The following is an 18226-nucleotide window of genomic DNA, read 5'->3' as shown; positions in this document are numbered from 1 at the left end:
GTTGCGCCGAAATGTGGCGGCAGTGGTAGATGCGGCGCCTGAGATGACGCCTTCGCGAGCAAGCCCGCTCCCACAGGAGACCGCATTCCAACTGTGGGAGCGGGCTTGCTCGCGAAGGGGCCAGTCGATTCAGCGCACTTCCTGAGCCCTGAAATGCAAAACGCCAACCCGAAGGTTGGCGTTCTGTTGAAACAAAAAGCGACTTAGCGCGGAACGACGGGCTTGCGAGCCGGCTTCGGCCCCTTGCCCTTGGCCGCTTCCTTGCGTTCCTTGGCCGCCTGCTGGTTGCGGGCGAACGCCGCAGCCTTGGCTTGTTCACGCTTGTCCCAAGGATTGCCACCGTCGCTGGCACGCGGCGGCAGGCCGTTGTGCTGGGTGAGAATCTTGGTGGTCTTCTCTTTCGCGACCTTGTGGCTGCCGGCCGGCGTCGAGTTCTTGCGACGGGCGCTCTGGTAGCTGTCGGTAGCCGGTTGATGCAGCGGAATCAACTGATCCTTGCCCGGACCGATCAGATCACCACGGCCCATGCGGATCAGCGCTTCACGCAGCATCGGCCAGCCTTTAGGGTCGTGATAACGCAAGAACGCCTTGTGCAGACGACGCTGCTCTTCGCTCTTGACGATGGTCACACCGTCGCTCTTGTAGGTGACCTTGCGCAGCGGGTTCTTGCCCGAGTGGTACATCGCGGTGGCGGTGGCCATCGGCGACGGGTAGAACGCCTGCACCTGGTCGGCACGGAAGCCGTTGCCCTTGAGCCACAGCGCCAGGTTCATCATGTCTTCGTCGGTAGTGCCCGGGTGCGCGGCGATGAAGTACGGGATCAGGTACTGCTCTTTGCCTGCTTCCTTGGTGTACTTCTCGAACATGCGCTTGAACTTGTCATAGCTGCCAATGCCCGGTTTCATCATCTGGTTGAGCGGACCTTCCTCGGTGTGTTCCGGGGCGATCTTCAGGTAGCCACCGACGTGGTGGGTCACCAGCTCTTTGACGTACTCCGGCGACTCGACCGCGAGGTCGTAACGCAGGCCGGAGGCGATCAGGATCTTCTTCACACCCGGCAAGGCACGGGCACTGCGGTACAGCTGAATCAGCGACGAGTGGTCGGTGTTCAGGTTCGGGCAGATGCCCGGGAACACGCAGGACGGCTTGCGGCACGCGGATTCGATTTCCGGGCTCTTGCAGGCGATGCGGTACATGTTCGCGGTCGGGCCGCCGAGGTCGGAGATGACGCCAGTGAAGCCCGGGACCTTGTCGCGGATCTCTTCGATTTCGCGAATGATCGACTCTTCGGATCGGTTCTGGATGATCCGGCCTTCGTGCTCGGTGATCGAGCAGAAGGTGCAACCGCCGAAGCAGCCGCGCATGATGTTCACCGAGAAACGGATCATGTCGTAGGCCGGGATCTTCTCCTTGCCGTACGCCGGGTGCGGAACCCGGGCATAAGGCATGCCGAACACGTAGTCCATTTCTTCAGTGGTCATCGGAATCGGTGGCGGGTTAAACCAGACGTCGACCTCGCCATGCTTCTGCACCAGCGCGCGGGCGTTACCCGGGTTGGTTTCCAGATGCAGCACGCGGTTGGCGTGGGCGTACAGGACCGGGTCGTTACGCACCTTTTCCATCGACGGCAGGCGGATCACGGTCTTGTCGCGGGTCATGCGCGGGCTGGCCAGGATCTGTACGACCTTGGCTTCCTCGGGATCATCCACCGGTCCCTTTTCTTGCTCGATGGCGCAAGCCTGGGTGTCCTGGGTGTTGACGTACGGGTTGATGATCTTGTCGACCTTGCCCGGACGGTCGATGCGCGTGGAATCGACTTCGTACCAGCCCTGCGGCGTGTCACGACGGATGAATGCGGTGCCGCGCACGTCGGTGATGTCTTCGATCTTGTGCCCGTAGGACAGACGCTGGGCCACTTCGACGATGGCGCGCTCGGCGTTGCCGTACAGCAGAATGTCGGCGCTGGCGTCGATCAGGATCGAGTTGCGTACACGATCCTGCCAGTAGTCGTAGTGGGCGATGCGGCGCAGCGAAGCTTCGATGCCGCCGAGGACGATCGGCACGTGCTTGTAGGCTTCCTTGCAGCGCTGGCTGTAGACCAGGCTCGCGCGATCCGGACGTTTGCCCGCCATGCCACCCGGGGTGTAGGCGTCGTCGGAACGGATTTTCTTGTCCGCGGTGTAGCGGTTGATCATCGAGTCCATGTTGCCGGCCGCGACGCCGAAGAACAGGTTCGGCTCACCGAGCTTCATGAAGTCGTCTTTGGACTGCCAGTTCGGCTGGGCAATGATCCCGACGCGGAAGCCCTGGGACTCCAGCAGCCGGCCGATGATCGCCATGCCGAACGACGGGTGATCGACGTAGGCATCACCAGTGACGATGATGATGTCGCAGGAATCCCAGCCGAGCTGATCCATCTCCTCCCTGCTCATCGGCAGGAATGGCGCTGGCCCGAAACATTCGGCCCAGTACTTTGGATAGTCAAATAACGGCTTGGCTGCGTGCATGTCGATAACCGGTGTTGGCTTTCATTGAATTTCGCGGGCGCGGAATATAGCACAAATTTTGACCAATTCCGACGGCTGTGGTCGGAAATTGTGCTTTACCTGTGGCGAGGGAACTTGCTCCCGATCGGCTGCGCAGCAGTCGAATTTTGGGGGCTGCTGCGCAACCCGGCGGGAGCAAGCTCCCTCGCCACAAGTGCTCGACGTTACTCGTCGTCGTCGAAGTTGTAACTGCCCGGCGCGAGGTTTTCGAAGCGGGTGTACTTACCGATAAAGGCCAGGCGGATAAAGCCGATCGGGCCGTTCCGCTGCTTGCCGATGATGATTTCGGCGATGCCCTTGTGCTCGGTCTCCGGGTGATACACCTCGTCTCGGTACACGAACATGATGACGTCGGCGTCCTGCTCGATCGCTCCGGATTCCCGCAAGTCGGAGTTCACCGGACGCTTGTTGGGACGTTGTTCTAGGGAACGGTTGAGCTGCGACAGCGCCACCACCGGGCAGTTGAATTCCTTGGCCAGGGCTTTCAGGGATCGGGAGATCTCAGAAATCTCGTTGGTCCGGTTGTCACCGCTGGAACCCGGAATCTGCATCAACTGCAGGTAGTCGATCATGATCAGGCCGACGTCGCCGTGCTCGCGCACCAGACGTCGGGTTCGCGCACGCATTTCCGACGGGCTGATGCCGGCCGTGTCATCGATGAACAGCTTGCGGTCGTTGAGCAGGTTGACCGCCGAGGTCAGGCGCGGCCAGTCGTCGTCTTCCAGTTGGCCGGAACGCACCTTGGTCTGGTCGATCCGGCCCAGGGACGAGAGCATACGCATGATCAGCGATTCGCCTGGCATCTCGAGGGAGTACACCAGTACGGCCTTGTCGCTGCGCAGTACGGCGTTTTCCACCAGGTTCATGGCGAAGGTGGTTTTACCCATAGACGGACGGCCGGCGACGATGATCAGGTCGGACGGCTGCAGGCCGCTGGTCTTCTCGTCGAGGTCGGTATAACCGGTGGACAGGCCGGTGATCGCGTCGGCGGTGTTGAACAGGGTGTCGATGCGGTCGATGGCCTTGGTCAACAGTTCGTTGACCCCCACCGGGCCGCCGGTCTTCGGCCGCGCCTCGGCAATCTGGAAGATCTGCCGTTCGGCCTCGTCAAGGATCTCTTCGGCGGTACGGCCTTCGGGGTTGAACGCGGCGTCGGCAATTTCGGTGCTGATACCGATCAACTGGCGCAACGTCGCGCGCTGGCGAACGATCTGCGCATAGGCCTTGATGTTGGCGACGGACGGCGTGTTTTTTGCCAGTTCGCCGAGGTAACCGAGGCCGCCGACCTGGGACGTCTGACCTTCCTTGTCCAGTTGCTCGGCAAGGGTCACGACGTCGATCGGCATGTTCTGATCGGCCAGTTTGGCGATCGCACGGAAGATCAGACGGTGGTCATGTCGGTAGAAATCGCCGTCGGAGACTTGATCGAGCACGCGTTCCCAGGCGTTGTTGTCCAGCATCAGACCACCGAGTACGGCCTGTTCGGCCTCGATGGAATGCGGCGGCACTTTCAGCGCGGCGGTTTGCAGATCGTATTGCTCGGGAGCGGTGATTTCGTTCATGGCCACTTGGAGTCAGGTTTGAAAACGGGATTACCAGAAAGACAAAGGGCACGACCTGTAAACAGGATCGTGCCCGATGTTACCGGCAAGCACCCGAGGGTGCCAGCCGACAAGTATTGCTTAAGCTGCTACCACGACAACGCGTACGGTGGCTTCAACTTCGGCGTGCAGGTGCACAGCCACGTCGAATTCACCCACGTTGCGGATGGTGCCGTTCGGCAGACGAACTTCGCTCTTCTGCACTTCAACGCCGGAAGCGGTCAGTGCGTCAGCGATGTCGTGAGTACCGATCGAACCGAACAGCTTGCCTTCGTCGCCAGCGGTGGCAGTGATGGTCACTTCCAGCTCGGCCAGTTGGGCAGCACGGCTTTCAGCCGATGCTTTACGGTCTGCGGCAGCTTTTTCCAGCTCAGCACGACGCTCTTCGAACGCAGCCAGGTTGGCAGCGGTCGCAGCGGTAGCTTTGCCGAAAGGCAGCAGGTAGTTACGGCCGTAACCGGCCTTAACGTTTACTTTGTCGCCCAGGTTGCCCAGGTTGGCGATTTTTTCCAGAAGGATCAGTTGCATGTGGAAATCCTCTTAACTTTTAACCTTCACCGTTCGCGTTATCGGTGTCTTTCGACACGTGACGACCGCGAAAATCAATCAGGCTGTCGACAATGGCCAGAACCACGAGCAACGGATAGAGCAGCTGCATGAACAACAGCAGCGTGACGTACAACCCCACCAGCCAGAAACCGGCCAGTCGCTTCTGCCCGACCAGCCCGTGAATCAGGGCGAGTCCGGCGAACACCAGCGGTACACTGCACAACGGCGTCAACATGGCCATCTGTGCACCGAGATTCGGGCCCAGAAGCATCAACGCCAGCAGCAACATCGCCGGCCCCAGCGGGATCCGGATGGCGCGAAACTCGCGACCAAAACCACCCGGGTTGTACAACAACGCCTGCCAATGCCGCCCGACAATCAGGCTCAGCACGCTGACGATCTGCAACAGAGCCGCAATCAGTCCGGTCAGGACTGGTGCAATCAGGGACGCGAAGCGCGCTTGCTCATCGACCGACAATTGCTTGTAGGTTTCACCAAGAAGCGCCGGCATGACCTTTATCAAGGCCTGCGCGAGCATCTCGATCTGGGCCGCAAACGCTGCCCCGAGCACCACTGAAAACACCACTCCAATCACTACGCTGACCAGCAGCGTGCGGACCCAGGATTCGCTTGCGCGCAACACCAACGCAAGCCCCGAAGACCCTAGCAGCACCAGAAGTGCCCGTGGATCATCGGCATACAGCCACCAGATCAATGCCGGCAGCAGCCCCAGGGACAGAACGCCAATGGCGTCCGTCAGTCCGCGCCGCAGAAGCACCAGGCTCCCGGCGGCAGCACCCAACCAATACAACAACGGCAATGTTGCACACCCGGCCACTACGAGAGTGGCCTGCATGCGGCCGCGCATGATGAACTCAGCTATGGCACGCATGCATTCAATCCTTTGCTACTTGTCGACTGCCCGGTCTCAGCGGCCGTGGCTGTCGGTGTAGGCCAGCAGGGCCAGGAAGCGGGCGCGCTTGATAGCGGTGGCCAGCTGACGCTGATAACGAGCTTTGGTACCGGTGATGCGGCTTGGAACGATTTTGCCGGTCTCGGATACGTAGGCTTTCAGAGTGTTGAGATCTTTGTAATCGATCTCTTTCACGTCTTCAGCGGTGAAGCGGCAGAATTTACGACGACGGAAGAAACGTGCCATTTGATAGGCTCCTTAAAAGGTCCGTGGATTACTCGTCAGCGTTATCGCTGTTGTCGCTGTCATCACCCTCAACGCCATCAGCGTCGGAGTGCTCAGGACGGTCGCGACGCTCACGGCGCTCACTGCGGTTTTCTTCAGCCTTGAGCATCTCGGACTGGCCGGTAACGGCTTCGTCGCGACGGATGACCAGGTTACGGATCACTGCATCGTTGTAGCGGAAGTTGTCTTCCAGCTCGGCCAGGGCCTTGCCAGTGCACTCAACGTTCAGCATCACGTAGTGAGCCTTGTGAACATTGTTGATTGCGTAGGCCAGTTGACGACGGCCCCAGTCTTCCAGACGGTGGATTTTGCCGCCGTCTTCTTCGATCAGCTTGGTGTAACGCTCAACCATGCCGCCGACTTGCTCGCTCTGGTCAGGGTGGACCAGAAAGATGATTTCGTAATGACGCATGAATGCTCCTTACGGGTTGTAGCCTGCCGCTCAAAAACGGTCAGACAAGGAGTGAATGACACTTATGGACTTGCTGGCGCGGGGCACATGCGTGCCTGCCGTCACAGCAAGGGGCGCAATTGTAGAGAAGGGACTGCAGAGGTGCAAGGCAATTGGTGATTATTTGAACAATCACCATTTCTTCGCCTTCGCACAAAACACTGTGGGAGTGGGCTTGCTCGCGAATGCGTTTCATCAGGCAACATTATTGTTGTCTGACACACCGCTTTCGCGAGCAAGCCCGCTCCCACTGTTTGTTTGCGTACAGCCTTATTTCTTGGCTGCAGCCTTGGCCTTGGCACCGCGTTGACGCTGCGCTTCGAACAGGCACACGCCGGTCGCCACGGACACGTTGAGGCTGCTGACGCTACCGGCCATTGGCAGGTTTACCAGATAGTCGCAGTGCTCGCGGGTCAGGCGACGCATGCCCTTGCCTTCGGCGCCCATGATCAAGATGGTCGGGCCGGTCAGGTCCTGGTCATAAATGCTGACCTCGGCCTCACCCGCCGTGCCGACCACCCACAGACCGCGTTGCTGAAGCTTTTCCAGGGTGCGCGCGAGGTTGGTCACCGCCACCAGCGGAATCACTTCCGCCGCGCCGCAGGCCACTTTACGCACCACCGGCGTCAGGGTTGCCGACTTGTCCTTGGGCACGATCACCGCCAGCGCGCCGGCAGCATCCGCCGAACGCAGGCAGGCACCGAGGTTGTGCGGGTCGGTCACGCCGTCGAGCACCAGCAACAGCGGTGCGCCTTCGGTGCGGTCGAGCAGCTCGTCGAGCATCGCCTCGCCCCAGACCTGACTCGGACTGACGTCCGCCACCACGCCCTGGTGCACGCCTTCAACCCAGGCGTCCATTTCGCGGCGCTCGGCCTGACCGATCTGCACACGATTTTCGTTGGCCAGTTCGATCAGGGTCTGCACACGCGGATCGTTGCGGCTTTCAGCCAGCCAGATCTGCTTGACGCGTTTCGGGTGGTGACGCAACAACGCTTCTACCGCGTGAACGCCGTAGATTTTTTCCAACTGACTCATGACTTCGCCTTCGGTTTACGCGACCCGCCACTTTTGGCTGGAGCCGAACCCGCTTTCGGCGGGCCTTTACGGTGTTTGCTCGGTTTGGCTGGCTTGCCGCCGACAGCCTTGTCAGGCGCCGACCGTCCGGTCTTTCCCCCAGACGCCGCTTTACCACCGCTTTTGGCGTCGGCCAGCAAGGCCTTCTTCATTTCACGGCTTTTGCGCAGCTCGGCGTTTTTCGCCACGGCATCGCTCGGGCGATAAGCCTCGGCAGCCTTTTCCTTGGCTGGACGACGGCTGGCGGTTTTCGCCGGAGCCTTCTCTTCCACAGCCTTGGTCGCTGCCGGAGCGGTGCTTTCGCTGCCGCGCATCTTGCGACCAATCGGTGCGCTGATGGTTTTTTCAGCCATCTCGAAGTCGATCTTGCGCTCGTCGAGGTCGACGCGCATCACGCGCACTTCAACGGTATCGCCGAGACGGAAGCTGCGACCGGTGCGCTCGCCCGCCAGGCGGTGATGCACAGGATCGAAGTGGTAGTAATCGCCCGGCAGCGCGGTGACGTGCACCAGGCCTTCGACGTAGATGTCGGTCAGCTCGACGAACAGGCCAAAACCGGTCACCGCAGTGATCACGCCCGGGAACGACTCGCCGACGCGATCCTTCATGAACTCGCACTTGAGCCAGTTCACCACGTCGCGGGTGGCTTCGTCGGCACGGCGCTCGCTCATCGAGCACTGCTCGCCGAGTTGTTCCAGCGCCGCTTCGTCGTACGGATAGATGCGCGCCTTCGGAATGGTCATCGCCCCGGCACGACGAACGTGCGGAGTGTCCTGTTTCGAATGGATCACGCTGCGGATGGCGCGGTGCGTGAGCAGGTCCGGGTAACGACGGATCGGCGAAGTGAAGTGGGTATAGGCTTCGTAGTTCAGGCCGAAGTGGCCTTCGTTCTGGGCGCTGTACACCGCCTGACTCAGGGAGCGCAGCATCACGGTCTGGATCAGATGGAAATCCGGACGGTCCTTGATGCTCGCCAACAGGGCCTGATAGTCCTTCGGCGACGGGCCATCCTTGCCTTTGTGCAGAGACAGGCCGAGTTCGCCGAGGAACGCGCGCAGTTTTTCCAGACGCTCCGGTGGCGGGCCGTCGTGGACGCGGTACAGCGCAGGGATTTCGTGCTTCTTGAGGAATTCGGCGGTGGCCACGTTGGCCGCCAGCATGCATTCCTCGATCAGCTTGTGCGCATCGTTACGGGTGGTCGGACGGATTTCGGCAATCTTGCGCTCGGAACCGAAGATGATTCGGGTTTCCTGCGTTTCGAAATCGATCGCGCCACGCACGTGACGGGCAGCCAGCAACACTTTGTACAGCGCATAGAGCTGCTTGAGGTGCGGCACCACGTCGGTGTATTCGCCGCGAAGCTTGCGCGCTTCGGTGGCTTTCGGGGTTTCCAGCATCGCGCTGACCTTGTTGTAGGTCAGGCGGGCGTGGGAGTGAATGACCGCTTCATAGAAGCAGTAGTCGGTCATTTCGCCGGACTTGGAGATGGTCATCTCGCAAACCATGGCCAGACGATCGACGTGCGGGTTCAGCGAGCACAGTCCGTTGGACAGCTGCTCAGGCAGCATCGGCACCACGCGCTCGGGGAAATACACCGAGTTGCCGCGCACCTGGGCTTCGTTGTCCAGCGCCGAACCGATCTTCACGTAGCTGGAAACGTCGGCAATCGCCACGTACAACTTCCAGCCACCGGAGAACAGGCGCAGCTTGCCGGGCTTGGCTTCGCAGTAGACCGCGTCGTCAAAGTCGCGGGCATCTTCGCCGTCGATGGTGACAAACGGCAGATGGCGCAGGTCGACACGCTTCTCTTTGTCTTTTTCTTCGACTTCAGGCTTGAGCTTGGCGGCTTCTTTCAGCACGGCTTCAGGCCAGACGTGCGGAATGTCGTAGGTACGCAGCGCGACATCGATTTCCATGCCCGGCGCCATGTAGTTGCCGACCACTTCGACCACATCGCCTTGCGGCTGGAAGCGCGGCGTCGGCCAGTGGGTGATCTTCACCTCGACGAACTGACCGATCTGCGCGTTGGCGTTGCGGCCCGGGGTGACCAGCACTTCCTGCTGGATCTTCGGGTTGTCGGCAACGACGAAACCGATACCGCCCTCTTCGAAGTAGCGACCGACGATCGTTTCGTGGGCACGGGACACCACCTCGACGATAACGCCTTCACGGCGCCCGCGACGATCAAGACCGGAAACACGGGCCAGCGCGCGGTCACCATCGAACACCAGACGCATCTGCGCCGGGCTCATGAACAGGTCATCGCTACCGTCGTCCGGCACCAGGAAACCGAAACCGTCACGGTGACCGCTGATGCGGCCGAGGATCAGGTCGAGCTTATCCACTGGCGCATAGGTGCCACGGCGGGTGTAGATCAATTGAGCGTCGCGCTCCATGGCGCGCAGACGGCGGCGCAGGGCTTCGATCTGGTCTTCGGTGGTCAGACCAAACTCTTCGACCAGTTGCTCACGGGCAGCAGGCGAACCCCGATCAGCAAGGTGCTGAAGGATCAGTTCGCGGCTGGGAATAGGGTTTTCATATTTTTCCGCTTCACGAGCGGCCTCGGGATCGAGGGACTGCCAATCGGCCATTAGAGAGTTTTCACCTTGTCTATATGCGGGTTAGTTTGGCATAGGCGCCATCAAACGGGAAATTTCCGACTCTATAAGGCCCTTCTATAGGCTTGTATCGACGCCTGAAAGCCCTTTTGAACACCGCCGGTAAAAAAATTCATTTTTTTTGCTGACAGGGGTTTACAGTTAAAAAGGCGCTCCGTATAGTGCGCGCCATCGACGACGTACACACGTTGACGAGATGCCCAGGTGGTGAAATTGGTAGACACGCCAGCTTCAGGTGCTGGTGACCTTACGGTCGTGGAAGTTCGAGTCTTCTCCTGGGCACCAATTTCGAGTTTGAGACTAGATCAGTTTCAAGGCTCACACAAAAACCCGCGAAAGCGGGTTTTTTGCATTCTAAGCAACCGATTTGTTAAAACCGATTAACTAAAATTAAATCAGGGGTTTACAGATCAAAAAGCGCTCCGTATAGTGCGCCACATCAACAGCGGCAACGCTCGCGATGAATGCCCAGATGGTGAAATTGGTAGACACGCCAGCTTCAGGTGCTGGTGACCTTACGGTCGTGGAAGTTCGAGTCTTCTTCTGGGCACCAATTCAAACTCAAGGTCACGATCTTGAGTTTCCCAAAAACCCGCGAAAGCGGGTTTTTGCGTTTCTGCCTTCCAGAAATTCTAAACGCCTCACTCGACATTCGATTGCACCTGTGTAGGAGCTGCCGAAGGCTGCGATCTTTGCTTTTGCTTTAAAAAACAAGATCAAAAGATCGCAGCCTTCGGCAGCTCCTACAAGGGCATTCAATCCGCACTTATCAGAGCCTGCCGCAGCCCGCAAGGCGCACTTGAGAAACAATATCGTTTATCATTGTTGCAAGTTTTTGCAATGCGACAGTGAGGAACCCTGCGAATGATGTTTCGAAATACCCTGCGCCGCGGCTTGACCTTAACCCTGCTCGGCCTGGCACTCGCCACTCCCCTCACCCAGGCAGCCGATGCGGTTTCCCTGACGCTCTACAACGGTCAACACAAGGAAGTCGGCGATGCGATCGCCAAGGCCTTCGAGGCCAAGACCGGTATCCACGTCAATGTACGCAAGGGCAGCAGCAACCAGCTCGCCAGCCAGGTCATCGAAGAAGGCGACCGCTCCCCCGCCGACGTGATCTACACCGAAGAATCCCCGCCACTGAACAACCTCGGCGAGCAAGGTCTGCTGGCCAAGACCGACGACGCCACGCTGGCCGTGCTACCCAAGCAATACGTCGCCGGCAACGGCACCTGGATCGGTGTCACCGCCCGGGTTCGTGTAGTCGCCTACAACCCGAAACTGGTCGATGAGAAAGACCTGCCGAAGTCGGTGATGGAATTCTCCGATCCGAAATGGCAAGGCAAAGTCGGTTTCGTACCAACCAGCGGCGCCTTCCAGGAACAGGCTGTGGCGATCATCAAGATGCACGGTCGCGACGCCGCTGAGGAATGGCTGACCGGCCTGCGCGCTTTCGGCAAGACCTACAGCAACAACATGGTCGCCCTCAAAGCCGTGGAAAACGGCGAAGTCGCCACGGTGCTGGTGAACAACTATTACTGGTTCGCCCTGCAACGCGAGAAAGGCAAACTCGACTCGAAACTGCATTACTTCACCGGCGGCGACGTCGGCGGGCTGATCACTGTTTCCAGCGCTGCCGTCCTCAAATCCAGCAAACATCCAAAAGAAGCTCAGCAATTCCTCGCCTACATGGCCAGCGAGGAAGGCCAGCGCGTGATCACCCAGACCACCGCCGAATACCCACTGCACAAAGGCATGGAATCGGATCGCGGGCTCAAGCCGTTCAGCGAACTGCAAGCGCCGAACGTGACCCCGGCCGATCTGGGCAACGCCGAAGAAGCCTTGGACCTGGAACGTGAAGTTGGCCTGAACTGATGGCCACATCGTTATCCGCCCCCGCCGCGCGCGGGGGTTATGTGCCACGACGCAAGCGGCCGTCGATCTGGCTGGTGCTGCCGGTTTTATTGCTGGTGGTCATGAGCCTGTTGCCTCTGGCCTATGTCGGCCTGAAAGCCTGGCAGGCCGGTTGGGCCGAAGCGCTGCACCTGTTGTGGCGCCCTTACGTGTTCGGTCTGCTGCGCAACACCTTGGCGCTGATGGTCGGCGTAACGCTGACTTGCGGCGTGATCGGCCTGTCACTGGCATGGCTGCTGGAGCGCAGCAATCTACCGGGACGACGCCTGTGGGGGGTGATTCTGTGCTTGCCATTCGCGGTGCCGGCGTTCGTCAGCAGCTTCACCTGGGTGTCGTTGAGCGCGCAGTTCGAAGGTCTTGGCGGGGCGATTCTGGTGATGAGCCTGTCGAAGTACCCGCTGATCTTTCTGCCGGTCGCGGCGACTCTTCGCAACCTTGATCCGTCCCTTGAAGAATCGGCCCGCACCTTGGGACAGAATCGCTGGGGCGTGTTTTTCCGCGTCACCCTGCCGCTGCTCTGGCCGTCGCTGCTGGCCGGCTCGCTGTTGATTGCCCTGCACATGCTGGTCGAGTTCGGCGCGCTGTCGATCATCGGCCTGCAAACCTTCACCACGGCGATCTACCAGCAATTCGAACTGGAATTTAGCAACGCCAACGCCGCGATGCTCTCGGCGGTTTTGCTCGCGCTGTGCCTGATGCTGTTGTGGCTGGAGCTGCGGGTGCGCGGCAAGGGTCGGCATGTGCGCACAGGCCAAGGCGCGGCGCGTCAGGCCGAACAAGTGCGTCTCGGGCCATGGGCCGTTGTCGGTCAGCTGTATTGTCTGCTGCTGGCGATCGTCGGCAGCGGGATTCCGCTGGGCATGCTCGCGTACTGGCTGGCGGTTGGCTCATCGGCGGCCTTCCCGGTCGCAGCGATCACCGAGGCCCTGCTGTCTTCGCTAGCCTTGTCGCTCGGTGGCGCAGCGCTGTGCTTGCTGCTGGCGGTGCCGGTCGGGCTGCTGGTGGTGCGCTACAAGGGTCGACTGGCGATCTGGGCCGAGCGCTTGCCGTATCTGCTCCACGCCTTGCCGGGTCTGGTGATTGCACTGACGCTGGTGTATTTCGCCCTGCATTACGTGCCGGCGCTGTACCAGACCTCGGCATTACTGCTGATCGCTTATGCGTTGCTGTTTCTGCCGTTGGCGCAGGCACCGATTCGTACGGCACTGAACAAGGCTGCGCCGCAGCTGGAAGAAGCGGCACGCACGCTGGGGGCGTCGTCGTTCACCGCGTTTTGCCGAGTGACCCTGCCGATCATCTTCCCGGCACTGGGTGCGGCGTTTGCGCTGGTGTTTCTGGACGCAATGAAGGAACTGACGGCGACGTTGCTACTGAGCCCGACCGGGCTTAACACGCTGGCGACCGAAGTCTGGGCGCATACCGCGAACGTCGAGTTTGCGGCGGCAGCGCCTTATGCGGCGTTGTTGATCGTGGTGTCCGGGTTGCCGGTGTATCTGCTGACGACGCGGATGTATCTGAGCCGCTGACACCGCTTTCGCGAGCAGGTTCGCTCCCACATTTTGACCGAGTCCCACCAGAGGAATGCGATCGAATGTGGGAGCGAGCCTGCTCGCGAAGGGGGCAACATCAGGCCCTGAACTGCCCCAGACTCGCCTTCAACTGCGCCGCCAAACCATCCAGCACCTTGCCACTGGCCGTGGTTTCCACCACCGCCTGCGCCGCTTTCTCGGCCTGGGCATGAATCGTTTCGACCCGCCCACGCACTGCCTGCGCGCCCTGCGCCTGATGCGCCGCCGCCTGCGTCGCCAGACCAATCGCCGCATGCACCTGCTCGACCGAGGCCTGCACCGACTGCTGCAGCCGCGCACTGTCGCGCAACACCAGCAAACCCTCGCTGGCCTGACGCCCGGCCTGTCCGATCGCTTCAACCGCCTCACGCGCGCCCTGCTGCAACGCGACGATGTGCGCCTGAATGTCGCCGGTCGAGCTTTGTGTCTTGCTCGCCAAGGCGCGCACTTCATCCGCGACCACGGCAAAACCGCGCCCGGTCTCGCCGGCCCGCGCCGCCTCGATCGCCGCGTTAAGCGCCAGCAGGTTGGTCTGTTCGGCGATGCCGTGAATCACCGTCAGTACCACTTCGATCTGTTCGCTCTGCTGCGCCAGTCGCTCGATGACTTTCGCCCCGGTATCGACCTGTCCGGCCAGCGCCTCGATCAGGCTGCCGACTTTCGCCGAGGTACGAGTGTTTTCATCGGTGGCCTGGCGAATATCCACCACCTGTTTCAACGCCGCCTGCATGGCATGGCTTTCCGATTGCGCTTCGTCAGCCATTTGCGACAGCGCGCGCAGGCTTTCCGCCACTTCATCACGCTGCATCCCCGCCGCCGCATCGGCACCGGCATTGCGCAGGGTCATGGCGCCGATTTCCACGCCGGTACGCTGGGCCACGTCGCCCGCCTCACGCACAATCGGCTGCAACTTATCCACAAAGCGATTGACCGCCGAGGCCATGTCGCCGATCTCGTCTTTGCTGTTGATCTGCACGCGCTTGGTCAGATCGCCCTCGCCCGCCGCCAGATCATCCATCGCCGCGTTGAGCATCTTCAGGCGGTTGACTACCCGATGACCGAGCACCACCGCCAGCAACAGCAGTACGCCAAATCCAACCAGCGCCAGGCCCATGCCGATCCGCCAGCGTAGCGTCCCCGCGGCATCCTGCACGGTGCTCGCGGTATTAGCCTTCATCTCGGCAGCCGTGGACTGCGCCGACTGCAGGCGGGCGCGCATGGCCGTGGCGCTGTCAGCAGCCGCCCCCTTCAGGCTGTCGCCAACCAGTTGATCACTGCTGGCAATCAGCGCCGAGAAACGTTTGTCGAGCGCCGCCAGATCAGTTTCCACCGACGCCGTCGAGACGCCCATCAGCACCTTGCCGATTTCCACACCATTGGGGTTGATCGAGGCCTCGAGATAGTAGACCGACGGATCGTTCTTCGCCGCATCCAGCACTTTATCGAGCGCACGCTCGCCCTGGCCTTTTTCCAGCAAGGCCTTGTTGATCGGGTTTTCGCGATTGAGATAACGCGTCAGGTGCTGACCGGTGGCGTCGTCGTAGACCACGAACAGCACGTTGGGATTGCGCTGGGCGCGCCGGGCGAACTCGGAGAGGGTCGGTACGTCGTTATCCCACATGGCACGGGGCGCGACCGAGGCGAGCAACTGGGCCATGTCGTTGGCCGAGTCCTTGAGGTCTTTTTCCAGAGTCGTACGCAGCTGCGCCTGCTCCTCTTCCAGACGCGAAGACAGACCCGCAGTAAGTCGCTGACGAGTACTGGCGGACAAGGCGTCGAGGCTCGACGTGACTTCACGCCCTGCCTGCTCCAGCTCACCCGAAAGCTTCTGGCTGTCTGCGCCCAGGCGAGTGCCGAGATCGGCTTCCAGCGCCGTGACGGTGCTTCGTGTCAGGGCGACCGCCACCAGCACTTGCACCAAAAGGGCGATACCAAGGGTAACGAACACGGGCCGCAACAAACGGCTTTGTAACAGTGAGAGAACGGCCGACACTGTGAATCCCTCTACTTCTGACGCCATTAATTTGATGGCACTCTTGTAGGAAGATTTACAGCAAAGGTCATGCCGTCCAACAGGCATAAACGACAAAGGCCCCGATTAAGGGGCCTTTGTTTTTTACATCAACGACTTATCAAGCGAACGGATGACGCAGAACGATGGTTTCGTTGCGATCCGGGCCCGTCGAAATAATGTCGATCGGCGCGCCGATCAGCTCTTCAACGCGTTTGATGTAGGCACGAGCGTTAGCTGGCAGCTCTTCCAGGGTTTTGGCACCCACGGTCGATTCGGTCCAGCCCGGCACTTCTTCGTACACAGGCTGCAGGCCCACGTAGCTGTCAGCGTCGGTCGGCGCCACGGCGTTGCCTTGCGCGTCCTTGTAGCCGGTGCAGATGTTGATGGTTTCCAGGCCATCGAGGACGTCCAGCTTGGTCAGGCAGATGCCCGAGATGCTGTTCACATCGATAGCGCGACGCAGGATAACGGCGTCGAACCAGCCGCAACGACGGGCACGGCCGGTGGTAGCGCCGAACTCGTGACCTTGCTTGGCCAGGTGCGCACCCACGTCGTCGAACAGCTCAGTCGGGAATGGCCCCGAACCGACGCGAGTGGTGTAAGCCTTGGTGATGCCCAGGATGTAGTCCAGGAACATCGGGCCAACGCCCGAACCGGTGGCCACGCCACCTGCGGTGGTGTTGGAGCTGGTCACGTACGGGTAGGTACCGTGGTCGATGTCGAGCAACGAACCCTGGGCGCCTTCGAACATGATGTCTTTGCCGGCGCGACGCAGGTCGTGCAGCTCGGCAGTCACGTCCAGCATCAGCGGCTTGAGCAGCTCGGCGTATTCCTTGCACTCGGCCAAGGTCTTTTCGAACTCGATGGCCGGCTCTTTGTAGTAACCCACCAGCATGAAGTTGTGGTAATCCACCAGTTCACGCAGCTTGTCTTCGAAGCGCGGCATGTTGAGCAGGTCGCCCACGCGCAGGCCACGACGTGCAACCTTGTCTTCGTAAGCCGGGCCGATGCCGCGACCGGTGGTACCGATCTTCAGCTCGCCACGGGCTTTTTCACGGGCCTGGTCCAGCGCCACGTGGAAGGACAGGATCAGCGGGCAGGACGGGCTGATACGCAGGCGCTCGCGCACCGGTACGCCTTTCTCTTCCAGCTTGGTGATCTCACGCAGCAGGGCGTCAGGTGCAACCACCACGCCGTTGCCGATCAGGCACTGCACGCCCTCGCGCAGCACGCCCGACGGGATCAGGTGCAAGACGGTTTTTTCGCCGTCGATCACCAGGGTGTGGCCAGCGTTGTGGCCACCTTGGTAGCGCACTACGGCGGCAGCATGTTCGGTCAGCAGATCAACGATCTTGCCTTTGCCCTCATCACCCCATTGGGTGCCCAGGACTACGACATTCTTACCCATAACACTTGTCCTCATTCGCGCAAACTTGGTGCCGGCGATGGCCGGCAGGAAAACTCAAGAAGCCAGTGGCGATACTTGCCAAAGCCCGTTCTGCTGAATCAATTGCCGGTCGCAGTCCGCATCACGGGCGGCGGCCAAAGGCTGTCCAGGCAACGCCTGAACGACACGCTGACCCTCACTGCGCAACTGGCAAACCTGCTGCCAGAGTGCCGCATCCGTACTGTCAGGCATCCAGATACCGCCAGACGGTAGCTCGATCTCAGCACGCCCCAGGGTCACCAGGGTTTTCAAATCGGTAGAGAAGCCGGTCGCCGGACGGGCACGACCGAAGTCGGCGCCGATGTCGTCGTAACGACCGCCCTGAGCGATGGACTGGCCCACGCCCGGGACAAACACCGCGAACACCACACCGGTGTGGTAGTGGTAGCCGCGCAGCTCGCCCAGGTCGAAGTACAGCGGCAGCTCCGGGAAACGCGTCGCCAGACGATTGGCGATCTCCAGCAAATCTTCCAGCGCGGCCAGCACCGGAGCCGGCGCATTGGCCAGACGCTCACGGGCGGCAGTCAGCACTTCACGGCCGCCACACAGATCGACCAGCGCCCGCAGCATGCCGGACAGATCGGCCGGCAGGCCTTCGGTCAAGGTAATGACCTCGTCGATGGCCTTGCGTTGCAGCGCATCGAACAACTGCTGCTCGACTTCACCGGACAGACCGGCGGCACGCGCCAGGCCACGATAGATGCCGACATGACCAAGGTCCATGTGCACGTCCGGCACATCGGCCAGTTGCAGCATGGCCAGCATCAGGCTGATCACTTCAACGTCGCTGCTCGGGCTGGCATCGCCGTACAGCTCGGCACCCAATTGGATCGGGCTGCGCGAGGACGACAGTGCACGCGGCTGGGCATGCAGCACGCTGCCGGCATAGCACAGACGGCTCGGGCCTTCGCGACGCAGGGTGTGCGCATCGATGCGCGCCACCTGCGGCGTGATGTCGGCACGGAAACCCATCTGCCGGCCCGACTGCGGGTCGATGACCTTGAAGGTACGCAGATCCAGATCCTGGCCCGCACCGGTCAGCAGGGATTCCAGGTACTCGATATGGGGAGTCACGACAAACTCGTAACCCCAGCTCTGGAACAGATCCAACACCTGACGACGCGCGACTTCAATGCGCGCAGCTTCCGGTGGCAGTACTTCTTCGATGCCATCTGGCAGCAGCCAGCGGTCTACCGTTGCCATTACGCCATTCCCCTTTGATCCGGGCGGCCAGCCTGCGGGCGAG

The 18226-nt window shown here is 60.9% G+C and carries 13 protein-coding genes and 2 tRNA genes; 4 read left to right on the top strand and 11 right to left on the bottom strand.

Features of this window, described 5'->3' with window-relative positions:
• Window positions 1–203: 203 nt before the first annotated feature.
• The 8 genes from ACVHNU_RS27835 to rnr form a co-directional block, all read right to left on the bottom strand.
• Entirely contained in the window at window positions 204–2507 is a 2304-nt protein-coding gene (locus tag ACVHNU_RS27835) for a YgiQ family radical SAM protein (RefSeq protein WP_473018686.1), read from the bottom strand.
• 203 nt (window positions 2508–2710) lie between these two features.
• Complete coding sequence (gene dnaB, locus ACVHNU_RS27830) at window positions 2711–4108, bottom strand: replicative DNA helicase (protein WP_047600693.1); 1398 nt, start codon at window positions 4106–4108, stop codon at window positions 2711–2713.
• A 120-nt stretch (window positions 4109–4228) separates the two neighbouring features.
• A complete protein-coding gene (rplI, locus tag ACVHNU_RS27825; protein ID WP_003221136.1) occupies window positions 4229–4675 on the bottom strand; it encodes a 50S ribosomal protein L9 in 447 nt (148 codons plus the stop codon).
• 19 nt (window positions 4676–4694) lie between these two features.
• Window positions 4695–5588, bottom strand: coding sequence for a hypothetical protein (locus tag ACVHNU_RS27820; protein ID WP_003221135.1), 894 nt, complete (start codon window positions 5586–5588; stop codon window positions 4695–4697).
• Between the two features lie 36 nt (window positions 5589–5624).
• Window positions 5625–5855, bottom strand: a complete 231-nt coding sequence (rpsR, locus tag ACVHNU_RS27815) for a 30S ribosomal protein S18 (RefSeq protein WP_002551829.1) — start codon at window positions 5853–5855, stop codon at window positions 5625–5627.
• Between the two features lie 28 nt (window positions 5856–5883).
• Window positions 5884–6306: a 30S ribosomal protein S6 gene (rpsF, locus tag ACVHNU_RS27810; RefSeq protein WP_003221133.1), complete on the bottom strand. Its 423-nt coding sequence runs from the start codon at window positions 6304–6306 to the stop codon at window positions 5884–5886.
• A gap of 309 nt (window positions 6307–6615) precedes the next feature.
• Window positions 6616–7380, bottom strand: a complete 765-nt coding sequence (gene rlmB, locus ACVHNU_RS27805) for a 23S rRNA (guanosine(2251)-2'-O)-methyltransferase RlmB (protein ID WP_003221131.1) — start codon at window positions 7378–7380, stop codon at window positions 6616–6618.
• On the bottom strand, window positions 7377–10010 hold the full coding sequence (rnr, locus tag ACVHNU_RS27800; RefSeq protein ID WP_473018685.1) for a ribonuclease R: 2634 nt from the start codon (window positions 10008–10010) through the stop codon (window positions 7377–7379). The genes rlmB and rnr overlap by 4 nt, the downstream gene beginning before the upstream one ends.
• A 225-nt stretch (window positions 10011–10235) precedes the next feature.
• Between rnr and ACVHNU_RS27795 the strand changes: the two genes are divergently transcribed.
• The 4 genes from ACVHNU_RS27795 (at window position 10236) to ACVHNU_RS27780 (ending at window position 13477) form a co-directional block, all read left to right on the top strand.
• A tRNA-Leu gene (locus tag ACVHNU_RS27795) sits at window positions 10236–10322 on the top strand.
• Window positions 10323–10503: 181 nt separating this feature from the next.
• Window positions 10504–10590: transfer RNA gene (locus ACVHNU_RS27790), tRNA-Leu, on the top strand.
• Window positions 10591–10901: 311 nt separating this feature from the next.
• Window positions 10902–11912, top strand: coding sequence for an iron ABC transporter substrate-binding protein (locus ACVHNU_RS27785; protein ID WP_473018684.1), 1011 nt, complete (start codon window positions 10902–10904; stop codon window positions 11910–11912).
• A complete protein-coding gene (locus ACVHNU_RS27780) occupies window positions 11912–13477 on the top strand; it encodes an ABC transporter permease (RefSeq protein ID WP_201135940.1) in 1566 nt (521 codons plus the stop codon). The genes ACVHNU_RS27785 and ACVHNU_RS27780 overlap by 1 nt, the downstream gene beginning before the upstream one ends.
• Before the next feature lie 100 nt (window positions 13478–13577).
• Here the strand turns inward: ACVHNU_RS27780 and ACVHNU_RS27775 are convergent, their stop codons facing one another.
• From ACVHNU_RS27775 to ACVHNU_RS27765, 3 genes are all read right to left on the bottom strand, one after another.
• Window positions 13578–15512, bottom strand: a complete 1935-nt coding sequence (locus ACVHNU_RS27775; RefSeq protein WP_003221124.1) for a methyl-accepting chemotaxis protein — start codon at window positions 15510–15512, stop codon at window positions 13578–13580.
• A gap of 139 nt (window positions 15513–15651) precedes the next feature.
• A complete protein-coding gene (locus ACVHNU_RS27770) occupies window positions 15652–16941 on the bottom strand; it encodes an adenylosuccinate synthase (protein WP_003221122.1) in 1290 nt (429 codons plus the stop codon).
• A 54-nt stretch (window positions 16942–16995) separates the two neighbouring features.
• The gene (locus ACVHNU_RS27765; protein ID WP_473018683.1) at window positions 16996–18183 is read right to left on the bottom strand and encodes an ATP phosphoribosyltransferase regulatory subunit; all 1188 of its coding nucleotides are present in this window, start codon (window positions 18181–18183) and stop codon (window positions 16996–16998) included.
• Window positions 18184–18226: the final 43 nt, after the last annotated feature.

The sequence above is a fragment of the Pseudomonas sp. Ors-4-3C genome, from assembly GCF_055755035.1.
The sequence above is the reverse complement of the archived record's forward strand: the minus strand, read 5'-3'. Positions and strand labels throughout refer to the sequence as shown.

What these genes read in the sequence shown, in the direction of transcription:
- ACVHNU_RS27835 (WP_473018686.1), bottom strand. Translation starts at nt 2,507, where the DNA reads ATGCACGCAGCCAAGCCGTTATTTGACTATCCAAAGTACTGGGCCGAA.
- dnaB (WP_047600693.1), bottom strand. Translation starts at nt 4,108, where the DNA reads ATGAACGAAATCACCGCTCCCGAGCAATACGATCTGCAAACCGCCGCG.
- rplI (WP_003221136.1), bottom strand. Translation starts at nt 4,675, where the DNA reads ATGCAACTGATCCTTCTGGAAAAAATCGCCAACCTGGGCAACCTGGGC.
- ACVHNU_RS27820 (WP_003221135.1), bottom strand. Translation starts at nt 5,588, where the DNA reads ATGCGTGCCATAGCTGAGTTCATCATGCGCGGCCGCATGCAGGCCACT.
- rpsR (WP_002551829.1), bottom strand. Translation starts at nt 5,855, where the DNA reads ATGGCACGTTTCTTCCGTCGTCGTAAATTCTGCCGCTTCACCGCTGAA.
- rpsF (WP_003221133.1), bottom strand. Translation starts at nt 6,306, where the DNA reads ATGCGTCATTACGAAATCATCTTTCTGGTCCACCCTGACCAGAGCGAG.
- rlmB (WP_003221131.1), bottom strand. Translation starts at nt 7,380, where the DNA reads ATGAGTCAGTTGGAAAAAATCTACGGCGTTCACGCGGTAGAAGCGTTG.
- rnr (WP_473018685.1), bottom strand. Translation starts at nt 10,010, where the DNA reads ATGGCCGATTGGCAGTCCCTCGATCCCGAGGCCGCTCGTGAAGCGGAA.
- ACVHNU_RS27785 (WP_473018684.1), top strand. Translation starts at nt 10,902, where the DNA reads ATGATGTTTCGAAATACCCTGCGCCGCGGCTTGACCTTAACCCTGCTC.
- ACVHNU_RS27780 (WP_201135940.1), top strand. Translation starts at nt 11,912, where the DNA reads ATGGCCACATCGTTATCCGCCCCCGCCGCGCGCGGGGGTTATGTGCCA.
- ACVHNU_RS27770 (WP_003221122.1), bottom strand. Translation starts at nt 16,941, where the DNA reads ATGGGTAAGAATGTCGTAGTCCTGGGCACCCAATGGGGTGATGAGGGC.
- ACVHNU_RS27765 (WP_473018683.1), bottom strand. Translation starts at nt 18,183, where the DNA reads ATGGCAACGGTAGACCGCTGGCTGCTGCCAGATGGCATCGAAGAAGTA.